Genomic DNA, 17,629 nt, shown 5'->3' with positions numbered 1-17,629 from the left:
TATGGCAGAGCAGAGGGGCCCCAAACCGAGCAAGGCGATTACGGATTACTGTGAGAAACATGCGCGGCCCGAAAAATTGCGCTTGGATGAGGAAACGGTAAAAAAGGATAAAAGCGGCGTGCTGCTGGCGCTGAAGCGGGCAAAGGTGCTGCTGGCGGCGTCTACGGCGGTGATGCTGATCGCCGCGGGCGTGATTATCTATTTTGTGACGGTATATTCCCCGCTGGAGGGGACCAGCCGGGGCGCTTACTTCCGGGGGATGGGCGTGGTGGATCAGCTGAGCGACCCGGAAAAGCGGGAAGAGATGCAGGAAGAATTGGATGCCGCTGTTGCCGCATCCGGCGCGCAGACGGTGCAGGAGATTTATGCGCAGGCACAGGATTGTTTCCCCGAACTGATGGAAAAAATGGATAACATCGCTGGAGATAACGCCGGCCCGGGCGACCAAAGGATGGAGCAGGCCGTAAGGACATATTGGGGCCTGGTACGAGATCAGATGGCGGGTACGACGCTGGGAAAGGCTTCGGCCGCATTTGAGGAGATTTATCCATCCCGAAGCTATGTGCCGCCGGGAGGCACGCCAGAAATGACGATCGCCCAGGCTATCGACAGCGTGCACCAGCGTTTAAAAGACGCGCACGATCAAGTCGCGCTGGAAGAGGTGATCGCTTGGGACGCGATCCTGGGTGTGTGTGCTGAATCATAAGATGGGTAATTTTGGCCGGGGGGTTTTCAATCCGGCGGAAATGTGCTATACTAACATACGCAATCGAAAAATGCGCTTGTAGCTCAGTGGATAGAGTGTTCGACTCCGACTCGAAAGGCCGTGGGTTCGAATCCCGCCAGGCGCACCAAAAAGCCCAGCACCGCGCGAAAGCGCAGTGCTGGGCTTTTTAATTATCGGTGGGATTCGAACCCAGGTGGGTTCAAGCGAGCGGGAGCCTGAAGGGGCGTAGCGCGAGGTATAAACGCGCTTACGGCGGCTTTGGCTCGCTGCCACCTTGGGCGTATAATCTCCACCAGTAAGGCATAAGGAGTATCTTTTATATTTCACAACGATTGCTGACCGATAGGTATAAAGCAACAGTTTAATAATTGCTATTGTATGGGGCCTGGGTGCAAGCTGCGCGCAAAAATCGGCCGAATGCCCAGGTTTGGCGGTTGGTTTTAAACTGTGCTATAATAAAGCCAATCCGGCAATGCGCGGCCTGTGTACTGGCAGCGTGCGTTTGCCGCCGAAAGGTATGCCATGGCGATCAATAAATTTATGCGCCTTGCCCTCAAGGTGCTCTCTTATCCGGATATCGACATCCGTAAAACATATCCGCTGGAGCGGTCTATCCGCTATTTGCGGCCGCCGGCGCTGCTGCCCAAAAACCGCTGGCGGGATCATATGATCCTCTCAGACGGAAGAGAGATTCTGACGCGGATCTATAGCCCGATGGACGATGCGGGAATGGATACCCTGCTTTTTTTCCACGGGGGCGGTTGGGTAACCGAGAGTATTGATACGTACAATAAGGTGTGCTATGCTCTTGCATGCGCTACGCGCAGCTGCGTAGTATCGGTAGAATACCGTCTGGCGCCGGAGTATCCCTTTCCCCAGGGGCTGGAGGACTGTTACGCCGCCGCGCGGGAGCTGATCCTCAGGCCCGCCGGGTTTGGCTTTAAGGCGGCGGGACGGGTGACGCTGATCGGCGACAGCGCGGGCGGCAATCTGGCCGCGGCGGTATCGCTGATGGCCAGGGATCAGGGTGAGTTTTGCATACCGCGCCAGATTTTGATCTATCCGGCGACGGCAGCCGACCATAGCGCAGCTTCGCCTTATCCGTCGATACGGGAAAATGGCAGCGATTATCTGCTGACGGCCAAGCGAATCTGCGAATACATCGACCTGTATAAGCGAAGCGACCAGGACCTTCAAAGTCCTTATTTTGCGCCATTGCTGGCGCAGGATTTTGCAAACCAGCCGGATACCTTGGTCATTACAGCCGAGTACGACCCGCTGCGGGACGAGGGGGAGGCCTATGCCAGGCAGCTGCGCGATGCAGGCAACCGCGTAACGGTTTACCGCATGAAGGATGCTCTGCATGGATTTATGGGCCTGGGCACAGGATATGTCCATGTGCGCCGCGCGCATGCGCTGATCAATTCATTTTTAAGTGGGAGGGATCGGGATGAATCAGCCGGGCAGCTGGCTTAAACTGGATAATGCCGGCAAGATCTTCCCCGCTACCAGCAGCCCGCGTGTGACGGGCGTATTCCGCTTCAGCTGTGAGTTGAACGAGAACGTGCAGCAAGCGCCGCTTCAGCGGGCGCTGGAAAAGACGCTGGAGCGCTTCCCGCATTTTTTATATATCATGCGCAACGGGCTTTTTTGGTACTATTTGGAAGCCAGCGACCTGCACCCTGAGGTGCATGCGGAAAATACCGGCGTATGCGCACAGCTTTTTTACCGAAACCGCCGGCACCTGTTGTTTGATGTGAGCTTCTACCATAACCGCATTAATCTGGAGGTCTATCACGCCTTGACCGACGGTACGGGCGCGATGCAGTTTCTCAATTATCTGATCTGCTGCTATCTTATTCAAATGCACCCCAGCCAGATCGGCGCTGAACTTTTGGATGGACTGGCCCCGGCCCCGACCTCTTCCCGCGAGGAGGACAGCTTTAAAAAATATTACCGCCGCATCAAAAAGGAAAGTAGCGGCCTGCCACGACGCGCCTACCGGCTGACCGGCACGCCCGGCGAGATGCTTCGGGTGACAGAGGGGCTTATGCCCTGCCAGGCAGTATTAGCGCTGGCAAAGGCCCACCATACCTCGCTGACGGTCTTTCTATGCGCATTGATGATGCTGTCCATCCACCGGGAGATGATGCTATACAATGAAAAAAAGCCGGTGGTGATAACGGTACCGGTCAATCTGCGGCAGTACTTCCCCTCAGAGACCAGCCGCAATTTTTTTGGAAATATTCGGGTCGCTTATCAGTTCAAAGATGGGGAAGAGGATTTGGATGAGATACTCGCATCGCTCAAGGCAGCCTTCCAGCGGGAGCTGACGCAGGAGCGATTGCGCGGCAGGATCAGCAGCTATATGGCCGTAGAACGCAATCCATTTGCAAAGATTGCGCCGCTAAGCTTTAAAAACCTTTGCCTGCGCATTGCCCGCAGGGTCTCTGACGGCGGGGAGACGATGGTGGTATCCAACATCGGCAGGGTCACGCTGCCAGAGGCGCTGGAACCCTTTGTGCACAGTATGACGGTGCTGGCCAGCACTGCTAAACTGCAGGCCTGCATTTGTACTTGCGGGGATGTGCTGTCCATTGGCTTTAGCTCCCGTTATGCGGAGACTGATGTGCAGCGCAATTTTTTCAGGATGCTTTCGGAAATGGGGATCAAGATCGAAGTGAAGAGCAATGCCCCCGACTAGAGAGGAAAATACAATGCTTTACTGTAAATCATGCCGCGTTAGCGTGGCGGGCAACCGCAGATACTGCCCGCTTTGCGGAGGCGGCCTTACGGGCGACGGGGAGGAATATACGGATTATCCGATTTTGCCCCAGGATCAAAGCCACAGCAAAAGGCTGATCCAAATCATTTCAGGCGCCGCGCTGACGGCCGCGATCATCTGCGTCGCCATCAACCTGTTGGTGCCGGCCAAGATTTGGTGGTCGCTATTCGCCGCGCTGGGATTGGGGTGCGGGTGGCTGTGGGCAGTTGTGGGCATCGTTAAGAAGGCGAAGCTGCTGAACAATATCGTGTGGCAGCTGGTGCTGATCTCCGCTGTGGCACTTTTATGGGACGGACTGACGGGATGGCGGGGCTGGTCGTTGGATTACGTTTTCCCTTGTGTGTGCACGGGGGCTATGCTGGCGGTGATCATCCTCTCCCGGGTGCGGCATATGCCGGACCGGGACTATATTATCAGCCTGATCCTGTGCGCGGTGATGGGCGTTATCCCCCTGGTTTTTCTGTTCACCGGGGTGCTGAGCGTCATCATTCCGTCGGTGATCTGCGCGGCTGCCAGCCTGATCGTGATCCTATTACAGATGATTTTTAATTGGAAGGCCATGTACCGTGAGATCCATAAAAAATTGCATTTGTGATGAGTAGAACCTCCCTTTAAAGGTAATTGAGCCTAAAAGGGAGGCTTTTTTATTGACGAGCGGATACCTTATTATATATAGGTAGAAACCACTGCTGACAATGATGGTTCAGGAAAAATGCGCTGTTGCTGAGGCAGATCTAAAATAGGCATGAAGAGAAAAATTGGTAAAAAAGGCTATGGGGTTGTGCGTCACATATTTATGATATATACTAAAAATAACCTAATATGTGACGGAAATATCGGGCCTTTGACCGTATATTACAGCGTCTTGCGGCAATGCCCGTAAACTGTACTGAGCTTACGAATATGAAATGGGGGGGAGTTTGTTGTTGAAAAATATCCAACCGCTGCAGATCAAAATGTTTGAAAAGTTTACGGTTAGCAATGAGCACTTTGAATATCCAACGGGCAAGAAGAAAAACAAGCAGCTGAGTACGCTGGTAGCCTATCTGCTGGCCAACCGCAATATTGAGGTTTCCAGGGAAAAGCTGTTTGAAACGCTGTGGACGGAAGAGAACAGCAACCCCGGCGGCGCGCTGCGCAACCTGGTCTACCGTGCGCGGCAGGCTTTTGCCCCGTTCTTTCCCCAGCAGAAGGTGGACTGCATTTTGCTTAAAGGCAATACCTATGCCTGGAATCCGGAGATCCCCTGTGTCCTTGACATCGACGTATTTGACGATTATTATCGCAAGGCCGGGGCGGCTAAGGATGCAGATGAAAAGTATGAGAATCTGAAAAACGCCATTTCAGTTTACTCCGGCGACTTTTTGTCCGACATGCAGGATGAAGAGTGGGTGACCTTTGCCAGTATGTACTACCAGCGCAAGTATATGGAGTGCATTCTGGGCGTGTGCGACTATCTAAAGGCGCACGAGCGCTTCGAGGAAATTCTGGATCTGGTGGACAGCGTCAATAAAGTGGAGCGGATGTATGAAAAGATCCATGAATATTACCTGGAGGCGCTGCTGGCGATGGGGCAATTTCAGCGCGCGATGGATTACTATTACTATGTGGTGGATCTTTTTTATTGCAAGCTGGGCGTGGATATTACCGGCACCCTGCACGACGTATATACGCGTATCGTACAGGTAATCCCCGATTATAAGGTGAGCATACGCAACCTGGAGGACCGGCTGCGGGAGGATGCGCAGCCCTCCGGTTCATTTTATTGCAACTACGAAGTGTTCAAAAACATTTACCGCTTTAATGCCCGGTCCATCCGCCGGGCGCGCAATGCCCGCTTTTTGATCCTGCTTACGTTGGAGGACCGCCGCGCAAGCGCGGCGCCCAGCGAAACGATGGAGCAACAAATGGAGATGCTTAAGCAGATCATCTTTGATCAGCTGCGCCGGAACGATGTGTTTACCCGTTTTAGCGCCACCCAGTTTTCGATCATCCTCTCGGCGCAAAATGAGAATAACTGTATGATCGCCATTAATCGCATCGTGCAAAAATTCGACCAGAAAAACAAGCAGCAGGATATCCGCATCCTGTGGGATGTCAAGCAGATCGAGGGCTGAATAAGCGTCACGTATGCCCACAAAAAATTGCAGATGAGCCAATGCGTGATAATATGTGATGCTGTTATGACAGCGCGATTTTATAATGAAAGCAGAATGAAGATAATAGGGCGGATTATGCGAAAAGGTAGAACGCGGTGCGCGTAAGAAGTTCCACGAGGCACGGGAGGAATACGGAATGAGGAATAGAAGATTCATGCGCAATGCAAATCAGTGGAGAAGGAAATGGATCGCGTGGCTGTTGGTCATTGCGATGGCGATCCCGGGGCTGCAGCTGGATACGGTAGCCTGGGCGGAGCCGTCTGCCAATATCAGCCTGACCGCTAAGGTCCTGAACGCTGCTGAGGCGGGCTCGGCGATCGACAGCGTGCCGGCCGGCGAGACTTTTTACGTCCAGGTGGCTTACAACATCGCGCCCAACAGCTCGGGCGGGACGTATGAGAATCCGCTTATCACCATCCCGATACCCGATGGGGTGGAGTATGTGGGCTTCCGCTCCAGCAATATCGTGGCGGATGTGGTGGAAGGGACTACGCCGAACCACCATGTCGCCTTCATCCTCAATCCGGACCTGAACTCCGGCGCGGCGGGGACGATCTCCATCGCCTGCCGGTTTACCAACATGGTCACCCCCAACGATAAGCAGGTCAGCTTCCAGGCGACCATGGGCGGGACCTATCCGGTTGAGGGCCAGCCCAATCAGGATATCGGCGTGGAGTCCAATACGGTCAACATCAAAAACACCGCATCGGACGAGTGGAACGTCACCAAGGAAGTGACGGCGGGCCCCACCCCCAACGAGGCGAGCGACACTTATGAGGTAACCTACAAGCTCTCGGCCAAACTGGCGGGGGACTGGAACCGCTTTGGCCGCTTGGAGCTGGACCACTATGTGCTGACCGATACCCTGCCTACCAATTACCTGGATAATGGCGGGGCCACGTTGATCGAGATACGCGACAAGGATGGCAAGCTGCTGACGCAGGGAGAGGACTACACCACCACGGCCAATGATGATGGGTCGCTAGCGACGATTGCCATTACTACCTATTCTAAATTCACCCAGCAGGTGGAGGGCGAAACCTATAACGTGCCGCTGAACGCGTCGCTAGACAGCGACTATTATGTCAAGGTAAGCTATCCGCGTTCCCCCTACTATAAACCTTCCAACATTCCGCTGGTCAAGGAAAAACTGACCAACACGGCAAAGTTGGAATACAGCCTGGAAACGGACGCGAACATTATTACCAAAAACGCTGATGCGACCATCGAGCTGGGCGAAAAAGAGCCGCCCACTCAGGCGCAGAGCCTAAAGATCAAAAAACAGCTGAAGATCGGAGACCTGACGTTTGCCTTGGATGGGGCGGCTGTAGCAAAGGGCTATTCTCGCGCGGCCTTCTCCCTGTATATGAATGAGGATTGCACGATCCCGGCGACGGACATCAACGGGGATACCATCGCCACGGAGCTGATCAAAAACGTGGAGACGGATGACGCGGGCATGGTTACCTTTAGCAACCTGCGCTATGGCACTTATTTTGTTAAGGAAGAGATCGTTCCTGAAGGGTTTGCCGCGCCTACAAGCGCGGTGACCAAAGTGACGATCCAAACCAACGGCAAGGTGATCTACGGCGAGGACAATACGCCCAAGGATCAGGTCCTTCTTACCAACGAAGCCACGCCGGATGGAATGGGCATCGTTGAGTTTTGGAAGATCGGCATGGGCGCGGGCGGCACCGATACCGCACCGCTGGATGGGGTGACCTTTACCCTGCGCAATAAGACCACTGGCGCGAGTGTGACGGCTACTTCGGATGCGCAAGGGTATGTGCGCTTTGACGCCGTGATGGCAGGCGATTATGAACTGACGGAAACCGGCCTGGGCAGCCATGCCGGGGAATATGGCTTATCGGATGCCGTGAAGGAATTGACCGTTACGGGCAACACGGTCAACCGGCCGGCGACGGATCAGGGCGCCACGGGCGATATGCCCTCGGTATTCCTGAACGTATCGGAAAAGGGTAAATTTACCCTGACCAAGCTGGATGCAAACGACCATGGCAAAAAGCTCGGCGGGGCGAAGTTCCGGCTGTACGGCCCGTACGATGCGGCGCTGACCCAGCCGCCGATAGACGATGTGGACGATGCGGCGAAGTATACCGAGATCACGATCGGGGCCGATGGAACCTATACTTCTGAAGCGCTGGAACAGGGCAAGTATTTTCTGCAGGAGAGCCAGGCGCCCGAGGGCTATCTGCTGGACGATACCTGGTACGATGTAACGGTGCAGAAAAATAGCACTGCCGCCATTTCCGCATACAACGAAGAATATGCGCACCTGGCGATCTATAAATATGGCGTGCTGGGCAGCGGGCTGTACAAGACTGGCCTAGCCGGCGTGCACTTTGAGATTTACGACGCGCAGACGGGCGGTAACAAGGTGCTGGATGCGGATATCGTCTCCTCGATAGACGCTACCGGCAACCCCAACACCCCCTTTGTAGACCTGCCCGCGGGCACGTACTGGTATGAGGAGGTAGCCTCTACCGTGCCGGGCGAGTATACGCCGATCACCGGGCGGGTAGCCTTTACCCTTAGCGCGGGCCAGAACCTGACGCTGACGGTGGATAACGCCACGGTATATGGCCAGTTTGTGTTCCACAAAGTGGATGCGCGCACCGGCAACGGCGTAAGCGGGGCTGAGTTCCAGATCTTTGATGATGCGGCCTGCGCGGCCCAAAACCTGGTGGATACCGTGACGGTAGACGCAAATGGTAAGGGTACCTCGCGGCTGCTGCCGGTGGGCAAGTACTGGGTAAAAGAGAGCCGCGTGCCGGCCGGCTATTTCCAGGAGATCGAAGTGATCCGCGGTCTGGACGGCGGCGTAGCCACCGGCACGGGCAGCGGGCTGGACATTACGGAAAACGCGCAGACCGAGGTGACCGTGAAAAACGACCCGGCCGTCAGCGTGCGCATTACGAAAAAGGATGAAGCGAGCAATGCCTCCGGGCAGGATATCCTGATCGACGGGGCGACGTTTAAGCTGTATGCTACCGAGGCGGACGCGCAAGATGATAGAAACGCGCTGGCTACCCGGACCACAGACCAGGGCGGCGTGCTGGTGTTTGACGGCTTGAAGCCGGGCGAAACCTACTATTATAAAGAAACGGCTGTGCCCGCAGGTTATATCCTGGATAGCAGCATTCACGCGATCCAGGCGCCTACGACGACTGAGGCGGCGATAAAAGATATTACGGTCACCAATGCCCATGATGCGACGCTGGTCATCTCCAAAACGGGCCAGATGGATCAGCAAAATACCAATCTGGCCGGGGCGGTATTCCACCTGTATCCGCGGCTGAGTACGAATGCGGCGCAGGATAAGCAGGATGCCGGCGCCTTTGATATCCAAACCATTGCCACGCAGACGGGCGGGACCGGCAAGATGGAGCACGTGATCCCGGGGGATTACTGGCTGGAAGAGGTCACCGCGCCTGACGGGTACGATCTGCCGGATCAGCCGGTCCAGGCGATTACCGTGGCCTCGGGTGAGAATACCGCGGGCTATGCGGCCAACGTACATGCAATCGTAAACGTTGCGGGCAAGGGCAAGGTAAGCATTCAAAAGATAGATAGCCACACCCGAACCGGACTGACGGCGACCTTTGATATTTACCCGAAGAATCCGGATGGCAGCTATGCCGCCCAACCGGTAGGACAGATCAAGACCAGCGCCGCCAATAATGGTATCGGCGTATCGGGTTGGCTGGAGCCGGGGACCTATGGCCTCAAGGAAATTTCGGTCACGGGCGATTACGTGATGGAGCCGGATTATCAGGATGTGGTGATCGTGGCTGGCGAAACGGCGCATCTGGACGCGCCGCTGACCATTGAAAACCAACCCATGGGCAAGATTTTGATTAAGAAATTTGCCAAGTGGTCGTTAACGCCTGCTGGCGGCGCGCAGGAAGACGTGCGCTTTACTTTGGGCGGCGCAAAGTTTGAGATCTACCATAAAACCGGTACCTTTGCAGCGGATGCGGCCGGCGGGAAGGATTCTCCCAATTTTGTGCAGGAGCTGACCACCAGCACTGAAAATGGCCAGGCGCTTTCCCAGGCTTTGGCGCCGGGCGAGTACTGGGTCGTGGAGACTGCGGCGCCCGAGCACTACGAGCTGCCCTCGCCCAATGAGCCGGTGGCGATAACCGTGGGCGCCGACGGCGCTACGGTTGAACATTCTTTTGACAATACGCCGGAACGTGGGCGGATCAAGATCTACAAGCGGGAGCTGGGCTCTGAGGCGCTGCTGGACGGCGCGAACTTTGAGCTTTACGTAGAGGACGCGGCCGGAACGGCGTACACCATCGACGGCCAGACCAAGTACCTGACCCGGGTGGATACGGGCGATATCCAAACCGGCACCGTGGTAGGCGAAACGGGTACGGCGCTGACCATCGAGCTGGATCCGGATAAGACCTACTATCTGCGGGAGCTGGAAGGTTCGCCGCTGATGCAGGATGGCTACGAGATGGTGACCGAATGGACCGGGCCGATTCAGGTAACGGCCGCGACCATTGAACCGGTAACCGTATACAACTATAAACCGGTCACCCCTCCGGGTATTAAAGTGGACCAGGCGGGTAAGGGGCTGGAGGGCGTGTGGATCGCCGTATTCGAGAGCGTAACGGATGCGGAGAACATGCAGGCCTACCTGGCGAACCATACCATTACCGATGCCGATATGGCCAGCGCGGATTACCGCGCCAACCTGGAGGCAACCTACAACATCGCCAGCATGGCGCGCTCGGACAAGAACGGATCGTTTGCCTTCCGCGATTTGGTCCCCACCTATACCTATTATGCGCTGGAGATCACCACGCTGCCCAACTATGTGCGGGATGCGGATTACCACGTGGTCACGGTCAGCGATACGGGCGATACCTTCACCAGCGAGCTGCGCATCGTCAATAAGGCGTACCGCCAGATCTTGGTGCGCAAGGTGACCCAGCTTTCGGGCGTGACATATAACTTAAACGGCGTAGAGTTCTCCATTTACAAGGCCGAGCCTACCGGCGTTGCCGGCGAGTACACCCGCGGCGAATTTGTGACCAAGGGCTTTACCGGCACGGGCGGCGCGGCGGAGGGCTATTATAAGTCGATCCTGCTGCCCCCGGGCACATATATCGTGGTGGAGACCGCGGTGCCCGACGGCTTCCAGCTGGATGCCACCGAGCATGTGGTCACGCTGGAGGCGACGGGCGACAATGAGACCTTGGCCGATAACCCGATCAACAATATCACCAGTTATGGACGCTTTGCGCTTAAAAAGGTGGACCGGGATGCGCCGGGCACCAAGCTGAACGCGACCTTCCTGGTGGAGAAGGTGGGGGACGATACATTTGAACCCTTTACCTTCAGTACGGATAAGACGAAGGATTATTACCTCTCCGAGCTGCTGCCGGCGGGAACCTACCGCATTACCGAGCAGAGCGTGCAGGCGGGATATACCAACGCGCAGGCAGTGCGGGAGATCACCATTGAAGGCGGCAAGATCACCGACGCTTCCGGCGTGCGCAGCGATACGGTAGATGCCGATCATCCCATCGACCCGATCGCCATTGCAAACGCAAAACAGGGCTCGCTGGAGATCGAGAAGTACGGCGTGTGGCAAGGCGGGCGTGAGGGCTACCTCAATGGCGTGACCTTCCGCCTGTATAAGAACGTGACCGGCGATGCCGCGCAGGATTGCACGGGAGATGATTACCGCCAGGTCACCACGGCGGGCAACGTAAAATCCACCATCAGCAATCTGGACGAGGACGATTACTGGCTTAAGGAGTACAGCGTTGGCAACAACGGCGCTTATGCCGCCAATCTCGCTCCCATCCCTGTGCGCATTACAGCTGGGCAGACCACCCGTTTAACGGGGGATGCCGCCGTGGAGAATACCACCACTTACGGCAAGCTGAAAGTCGTCAAGGTGGATGCAAACGACGAGACGGTCAAACTGCAGGGCGCCAAGTTCGAGATTTATGATAACGCTAACGGCACGGGCACCAAGTACGATACGCTGGAGACCAATGCCCAGGGCGAGGATACCTCGGTTCTGCTGGATCCCGCCAAGACCTATTACCTCAAAGAGGTGAAGACACCGGATGGCTACATGCTGACGGACGGCGAATTTATAGGGCCTTTCAGCGTGACGGCCAACGGCCTTGCCACCTATACTGTTGAAAACGACAAGATACAGACGGTAGAGGTCTATAAGTACTATCAGGATGCGGGCAAGCACGCTGTACAGGGGGCCAAGTTCCAGCTTTACGCCAGCCGGGAAGACGCGCTGGCCGGCGCCAACCCGCTGTTTAGCGAGGATAAGACCACTAACGCCAGTGGTATCGTCAGCTTTACCGGCCTGCGCCCGGAAACGGATTATTATCTGGTAGAGCGCCAGCCGGCCGAAGGGTATGTGGCCAATCCCGCCCCGGTGCTGGTACGCACGGATAATAGCGCGAGCAAGCGCGTGGAGATCGAGAATATCCCCCAGGGCAAGATCAAGATTGAGAAACTGGCCCAGTGGGTCGATTCGGAAAATGCAGACGTTGCCGTACCGGTAGAAGGCGCGGTGTTCGACATCTATAAATGGAATGGCGATCTGGCCACCGGTTCGCGGGGCGAAAAGCTGGATATGACCATCACCACAGATGCGCAGGGCTACGGCCTTTCCGGCTGGCTGGACCCCGGTAATTATGAACTGGTAGAGAGCACGGTGCCCACAGGCTTTGATCTGGACCCGACGCACCCCAATTCCTACAAGGTAAGCGTAGCTGCCGGCGAGATCGACCAGGCGTATGTGGGCCAGGATCAGGCGATTTATAACGTGCCCAACCGCGGACGTTTTACCTTGGAAAAGCGCATTACCGGCACCGAAACGCCGGTCAGCGGCGCGGTATTTAACCTGTATAAGGAAAGCGCACAGCCGGGCGCCGCGGGGCAGTATGAACTGTACGACCCGCAGAACCCCACCTTTGAGGTGGACGGCAGTTATACCTCCGGCATGCTGCCGCCGGGCAACTATATGGTTGAAGAGGTGAGCGCGCCGGACGGCTACACGATTGTAGCGCCCAGCCGGTACGAATTCAGCATCGTCAGCGGAACTACGGTGCAATTTGAGGTGTATAACGACGCGCAGGGGCGGATCGAGCTGACCAAGCGCGGCGACGTGCAAAACGGCAGCCCGCTGCTGACGGGCGCGAAGTTCCAGCTTTATAAGGATAGCGTGGCACCCGGCAACGAAGAGCAGGATGTTAAGACGACACAAAACGGCGTATGCGCTTGGGAAAATCTGGATGCGGGTACCTACGTGATCCACGAAGTCAGCGCGCCGGATGGCTACAAAATCTCTCAGGCGGATCAGACGATCGTTATTGCTGCAGGCCAGAGCCAGTATCTGACGTATGATGCCGCTGTGACCAACGCTGCCGATAAGGGCCGCGTGGTGATCAGCAAGGTCAATAGCTTAGATCAGCCTCTGACGGGCGCGATCTTTGAGGTGTGGAGTGTAGATGCGCACGGTGATCCGGTAGAAAAAGTGGATGGGCCGCTGACCACCCAGGGCGGTATTGCCATGAGTAAGCTGCTGCCCGCTGCGCAAAGCGGCACGCGGTACCTGGTCAAAGAGATTCAGGCGCCAAACGGGTACACGCTGGACGAACGGTTCAATCCCACCAGCGAATGGGTGACCATCTATCCGCTGCATGTGCCGGCCGGTGAACAGAATCAGGTGACCTTTACCAATACGCCAACCACGGATATTCAGGGCTTTACCGGTATTATCAACAAGGGCATCACCGATACGCAGGCCGACGAGAGCCTGCTGATGCAGCCCTTTGCCACCACGTTTACGCTGCGCGATTATGCAAACGGTGAGAATAACGTAGCGATGGATGATTTTACCGTAACGGATAACAACGTGGCGATGCAGTACTACGAGAGTTCGGATTCCTCTACGCCGGTCGATAAGACGATTGCTCAGGGCGACTATGCATTTAACAGCGTGCGCATCTATAAGGCGAGCAATGCCGGCGGCGGCAGCGTCAGCGCACGGGTAGAGTACCAGACCTACAGCCAACTGGGCACGGAGGAGTGGACGCCGCTCTCGGCGACTTATACGAAGAACGATTTGCAGAACCTGGCGGACGGGCGTTTTGAAGAGGTCAACCTGGATAGCGCCCTGCCCGATGGCGTAAAGGCCATGGGCGTGCGCGTGGTGTATGAAAACGTGGGCGCCGGCTTTACGGCGCAGGGGATCGATCTGGATATTACCTTTGCGCAGCGCCAAGGCGATGTGACTGAGCACGAGATACGCCGCGTGACCAATCAGGCAAAGTTGAGCTATACCTATAGCGAGTACAGCGCCACCGGTACGGCGGTGCCGCGCAGCGTGAATCGCAACAGCAACGTGGTAACGGCTACGATCCCGCTGCTGGAGGTGGCCAAGACCCGCGTATCGCTGTCCAACACCCCCACAGGTACGATGTTCTTCCCGGGCGAGCCGGTGGAATACACCCTGCGCGCCACCAACCAAAGCGCGGATACCCCGTTTGTGGATCCTATCATTTCGATGGATCTGCCGGGCTATACCTCGCTGGACCAGTTCTATGCGGATGGGAAGACCTTTACCTTTACCAACAGCCTGGGTAAAGTGCTGACGCCTCGCATCGCATATGAATATGAGGTGCCGGCCTCGCGGCTGGACGAGAGCACGGGCCAGATCGTACAGATGGCCGGCGTGACGACCACACGCGTGGTATTTACCTTTGACGATGTGGAGCTGGCCCCGGGCGAATCGATCGAGATCAAGTATCAGGTCTACATTGCGGCGGATAAGCCTTCCGAGGTGACGCAGCTGCTCAGCCCGGCGTACTTGAGCAGTGCCTACCGGCTGCCGCTATCGGTAGAGAATCCCACGGGGGTGAGCTTTGAAAACTATATGGGCTCGCTGGTGGAAAACCCCGAGTTGGATGAAGTGGTCAACGATGAGACCGGGCTAGAGGGCCAGAACCAGTACGTAAACGCCAATGCCAACATCACCGTGCATGATAATAACGTGCTGAACATCTACAAGTATGTTAAGGGGCCGCTGAACGACGATTACCTGCCGGCCGGGCAGGTGGCCAGCACTTACCCGGGCGGGGATGTGGATTACAAGATCCGGCTCTACAACGGCTCCACCAGCCCGATCAAGACGGCGCGGATTATCGATATCCTGCCGTTCTCGGGCGATTCGTACGCGCTGCGTAACGTGGATAACGTGATCGGGCGCTCGACCGATATGCCAGGCCAGATGATCCTGACGGGTGTGGATGCGCCGGGCGCTACCGTGTACTACTCGACGGCGGATTGGTCGCAGGATACGCGTAATGCGCAAACCCCCAGTAGCGAGCTGCCCATGGCCTACGAAACGGCTACCGACTGGAGCGGCTGGACGACAACGCCGCCTGCGGATTTGAGCCAGGTAACCGCCATCGGCATTGAGATCACCTTCCCCGATGGGGACCTGATGGAGGAGCGCGACGCCTATGAGATCGAGCTGCACATGCAGGCGCCTGGGTTTACCGGCGAACAGATCGAGGAATACGTAGGCAAGCTGATCGCCAACTCCGCCATGGGCGCGGTGGTACGCGCCAGCAATACCGGCGACACCATCGATTCGGAGGACCGGGTCGAAAACGTTGAGGTGCTTTGCAACCTGGATCTGCCGCTGGGCAGCATTGGCGATTATGTGTTCCTGGACAACAACCGCAACGGCATCCAGGACGAGGGCGATACCTTTGTGGCGGATTCGCCGGTCACCCTGCACATAAAGAAGGTGACGGTGGATGGCACTACGGAATCGACCAAGACCACGGCTACGGATGCAGAAGGCAAATATCTGTTTGAGGATCTGCCCTGTAATTACCTGAAGGCGGGCGCGCCGCAAGGCTCTACCGACCCGAAGGACTATATCGGAGAGACGTACTATACCTACCGCGTGGAGTTTACCAACCCCGATACGGGCTATACGGTTACCGAGCGCTATAAAGGGGAAGACCGCACGATCGACTCGAATATCGATGAGAACTATTTCTCCGAGGAGATCACCCTTAAAGTTACGCTGGACGCCCTGGGCGTACTGCATGGCGAGGATAACGACACCATCGACGCTGGCTTCATCACGGCTTCCGCCCTGGGTAACCGGGTGTGGATGGATGAGAACCGCAACGGCATTCAGGATCCTGACGAGCCGGGCGTAAACGGTGTTACGGTCAACCTCTACCGGGCCGATGAAGCGGGGACGGTCGATCCCGTGATTTACAGGAGTACCACGACCGCCACGATCGACGGCGTAGCGGGCACTTACTGGTTTGAGAACCTGCTGCCGGGCAAGTACGTGGTAGAGTTCGACATTACGAACCTGAAGAATACCCAAGGTATTTATGAGTTTGCCTTTACCACCCCCAGCCAGGGCGTCAGCGATGTGGACGACTCCGATGCGCAGTTCGCCGCTGATGAGAGCGACCGCATCCGCCAAACGGAAGTGATCGATCTGCCGGTGAACACAAGGGATGAGACCTGGGACGCGGGGCTGATCACCTACAGCGCGCTGGGCGGCTACTGCTTTGACGACCGGGACTACGATGATGTGCAGAGCATTGGGATTCCTTTGCCCGGCACCGTGGTCACGCTTTACCGCGTGGTGGACGGCTTCCGCGAGGATACGCCGTATCGCCCGCAGGTCACCGTGGGCGAGGATGGACGGTACTTCTTCGACCGGTTGGAGGAGGGGCAGTATCAGGTCCACTTCGACTTCCCGGATGACTACCGCGCTGTGAAGGCCCATATGGACCTGAACGATACGCAGGACTCCGATGTGGAGATGGAGATCACTGCCGATCTGAACCAAGGCTACACGCCGGTGATCGACCTTGGATACAACACCGTGGACACCACCTGGGATGCCGGCGCCTATCTGCTGGGCAGCATTGGCGATTACGTGTGGTACGATACCAACCGGGATGGCATCCAGGATGCGGACGAATTGCCTGTGGCCGGCGTGCCGGTGATCCTGCAGCAGCGCCAGGGCAGTGAGGATGCTTGGTCTTTCTACGAAGAGACGCAAACCGATGAGAACGGCTACTACCGGTTTGATGGGTTAAAGAGCGGGCCAGACTCCGGATATTCTTACCGCGTGATCTTCGGCTTTGATGTAAACGAGGCGCTGACGATCACCAATGCGGGGGATGACCCTGCGCTGGATTCGGACGCGATCCCGATCTACCTGCCGGGCTGGGGCTTTGCCACCACGGTGATCGACCTGGGCTATGGCCAGAGCGATATGACCTGGGACGCGGGCATCGTAACGGAGAAGGGCAGCGTAGGCGACTTCGTCTGGTTTGACGCCAATAAGAATGGCCTGCAGGATGAAGGCGAAGCCGGCATCGAAGGGATCGAGGTCGTTCTGGAGTACAATCCCAGCGAAAATGTACTGGATGAGGCGAGCTGGATCGTCCTGGGGACGACCTACACCAATGGCGCGGGTTACTACCGCTTTGACGATTTGGATGCAGGTTACTACCGCGTGCGCTTTAACATTCCGGAAATCTATCAGGTAACCACGGCTAACGCCGGCGACACCGAGGACGCGTATATGTACGATTCGGACGCCAGCCGTGCCGGCCAGGACAATGCGTATTATTCGCGGGCTTTCTACCTGGAGCAGGGCGGGTTCGATATGACCTGGGATGCGGGCGTTTATACGCCGGATACCACCGTGACGACGCAGGGCGATGGAGGCGGCATCCAAACCGGCGATGGAAGTATGCCGGCGGGCTACCTGGCGCTGATGCTGCTGTCGCTGATCGGGATCTGCGCATCCATCGTGCAGAAAAAGAAGGAAGAACGCGGCGAATGATGAAAACGGTATGGGGCGGTGAATAGCACCGCCCCATGCGGCTTTTGGGG

The 17,629-nt window shown here is 56.7% G+C and carries 6 protein-coding genes and 1 tRNA gene; all 7 read left to right on the top strand.

Translation table 11 applies throughout. The features are described 5' to 3' along the window. The first annotated feature begins 1 nt into the window (after nucleotide 1). The 7 genes from H8699_RS04285 to H8699_RS04255 all read left to right on the top strand — a co-directional run bounded on the left by H8699_RS04285 (nucleotide 2) and on the right by H8699_RS04255 (nucleotide 17,579). Nucleotides 2-706 (top strand): hypothetical protein, encoded by a 705-nt coding sequence (locus tag H8699_RS04285; RefSeq protein ID WP_249284632.1) that lies wholly within the window; start codon nucleotides 2-4, stop codon nucleotides 704-706. 72 nt (nucleotides 707-778) lie between these two features. Then, nucleotides 779-854 (top strand) — tRNA-Arg (locus H8699_RS04280). Nucleotides 855-1,249: 395 nt separating this feature from the next. Next, a complete protein-coding gene (locus H8699_RS04275; protein ID WP_249284631.1) occupies nucleotides 1,250-2,203 on the top strand; it encodes an alpha/beta hydrolase in 954 nt (317 codons plus the stop codon). After that, nucleotides 2,178-3,431, top strand: a complete 1,254-nt coding sequence (locus H8699_RS04270) for a hypothetical protein (RefSeq protein WP_249284630.1) — start codon at nucleotides 2,178-2,180, stop codon at nucleotides 3,429-3,431. The genes H8699_RS04275 and H8699_RS04270 overlap by 26 nt, the downstream gene beginning before the upstream one ends. Nucleotides 3,432-3,444: 13 nt before the next feature. After that, nucleotides 3,445-4,107: a DUF6320 domain-containing protein gene (locus tag H8699_RS04265; RefSeq protein ID WP_249284629.1), complete on the top strand. Its 663-nt coding sequence runs from the start codon at nucleotides 3,445-3,447 to the stop codon at nucleotides 4,105-4,107. A gap of 331 nt (nucleotides 4,108-4,438) precedes the next feature. Next, entirely contained in the window at nucleotides 4,439-5,629 is a 1,191-nt protein-coding gene (locus tag H8699_RS04260; protein ID WP_249284628.1) for an AfsR/SARP family transcriptional regulator, read from the top strand. Between the two features lie 178 nt (nucleotides 5,630-5,807). Then, nucleotides 5,808-17,579 carry a SpaA isopeptide-forming pilin-related protein gene (locus tag H8699_RS04255; protein WP_249284627.1) on the top strand — a complete coding sequence of 3,924 codons (11,772 nt, stop codon included), beginning with the start codon at nucleotides 5,808-5,810 and terminating at the stop codon, nucleotides 17,577-17,579. Nucleotides 17,580-17,629 lie beyond the last annotated feature (50 nt).

Origin of the sequence: Luoshenia tenuis (assembly GCF_014384745.1) — a bacterium.
Classification (GTDB): domain Bacteria; phylum Bacillota; class Clostridia; order Christensenellales.
The sequence above is the reverse complement of the archived record's forward strand: the minus strand, read 5'-3'. Positions and strand labels throughout refer to the sequence as shown.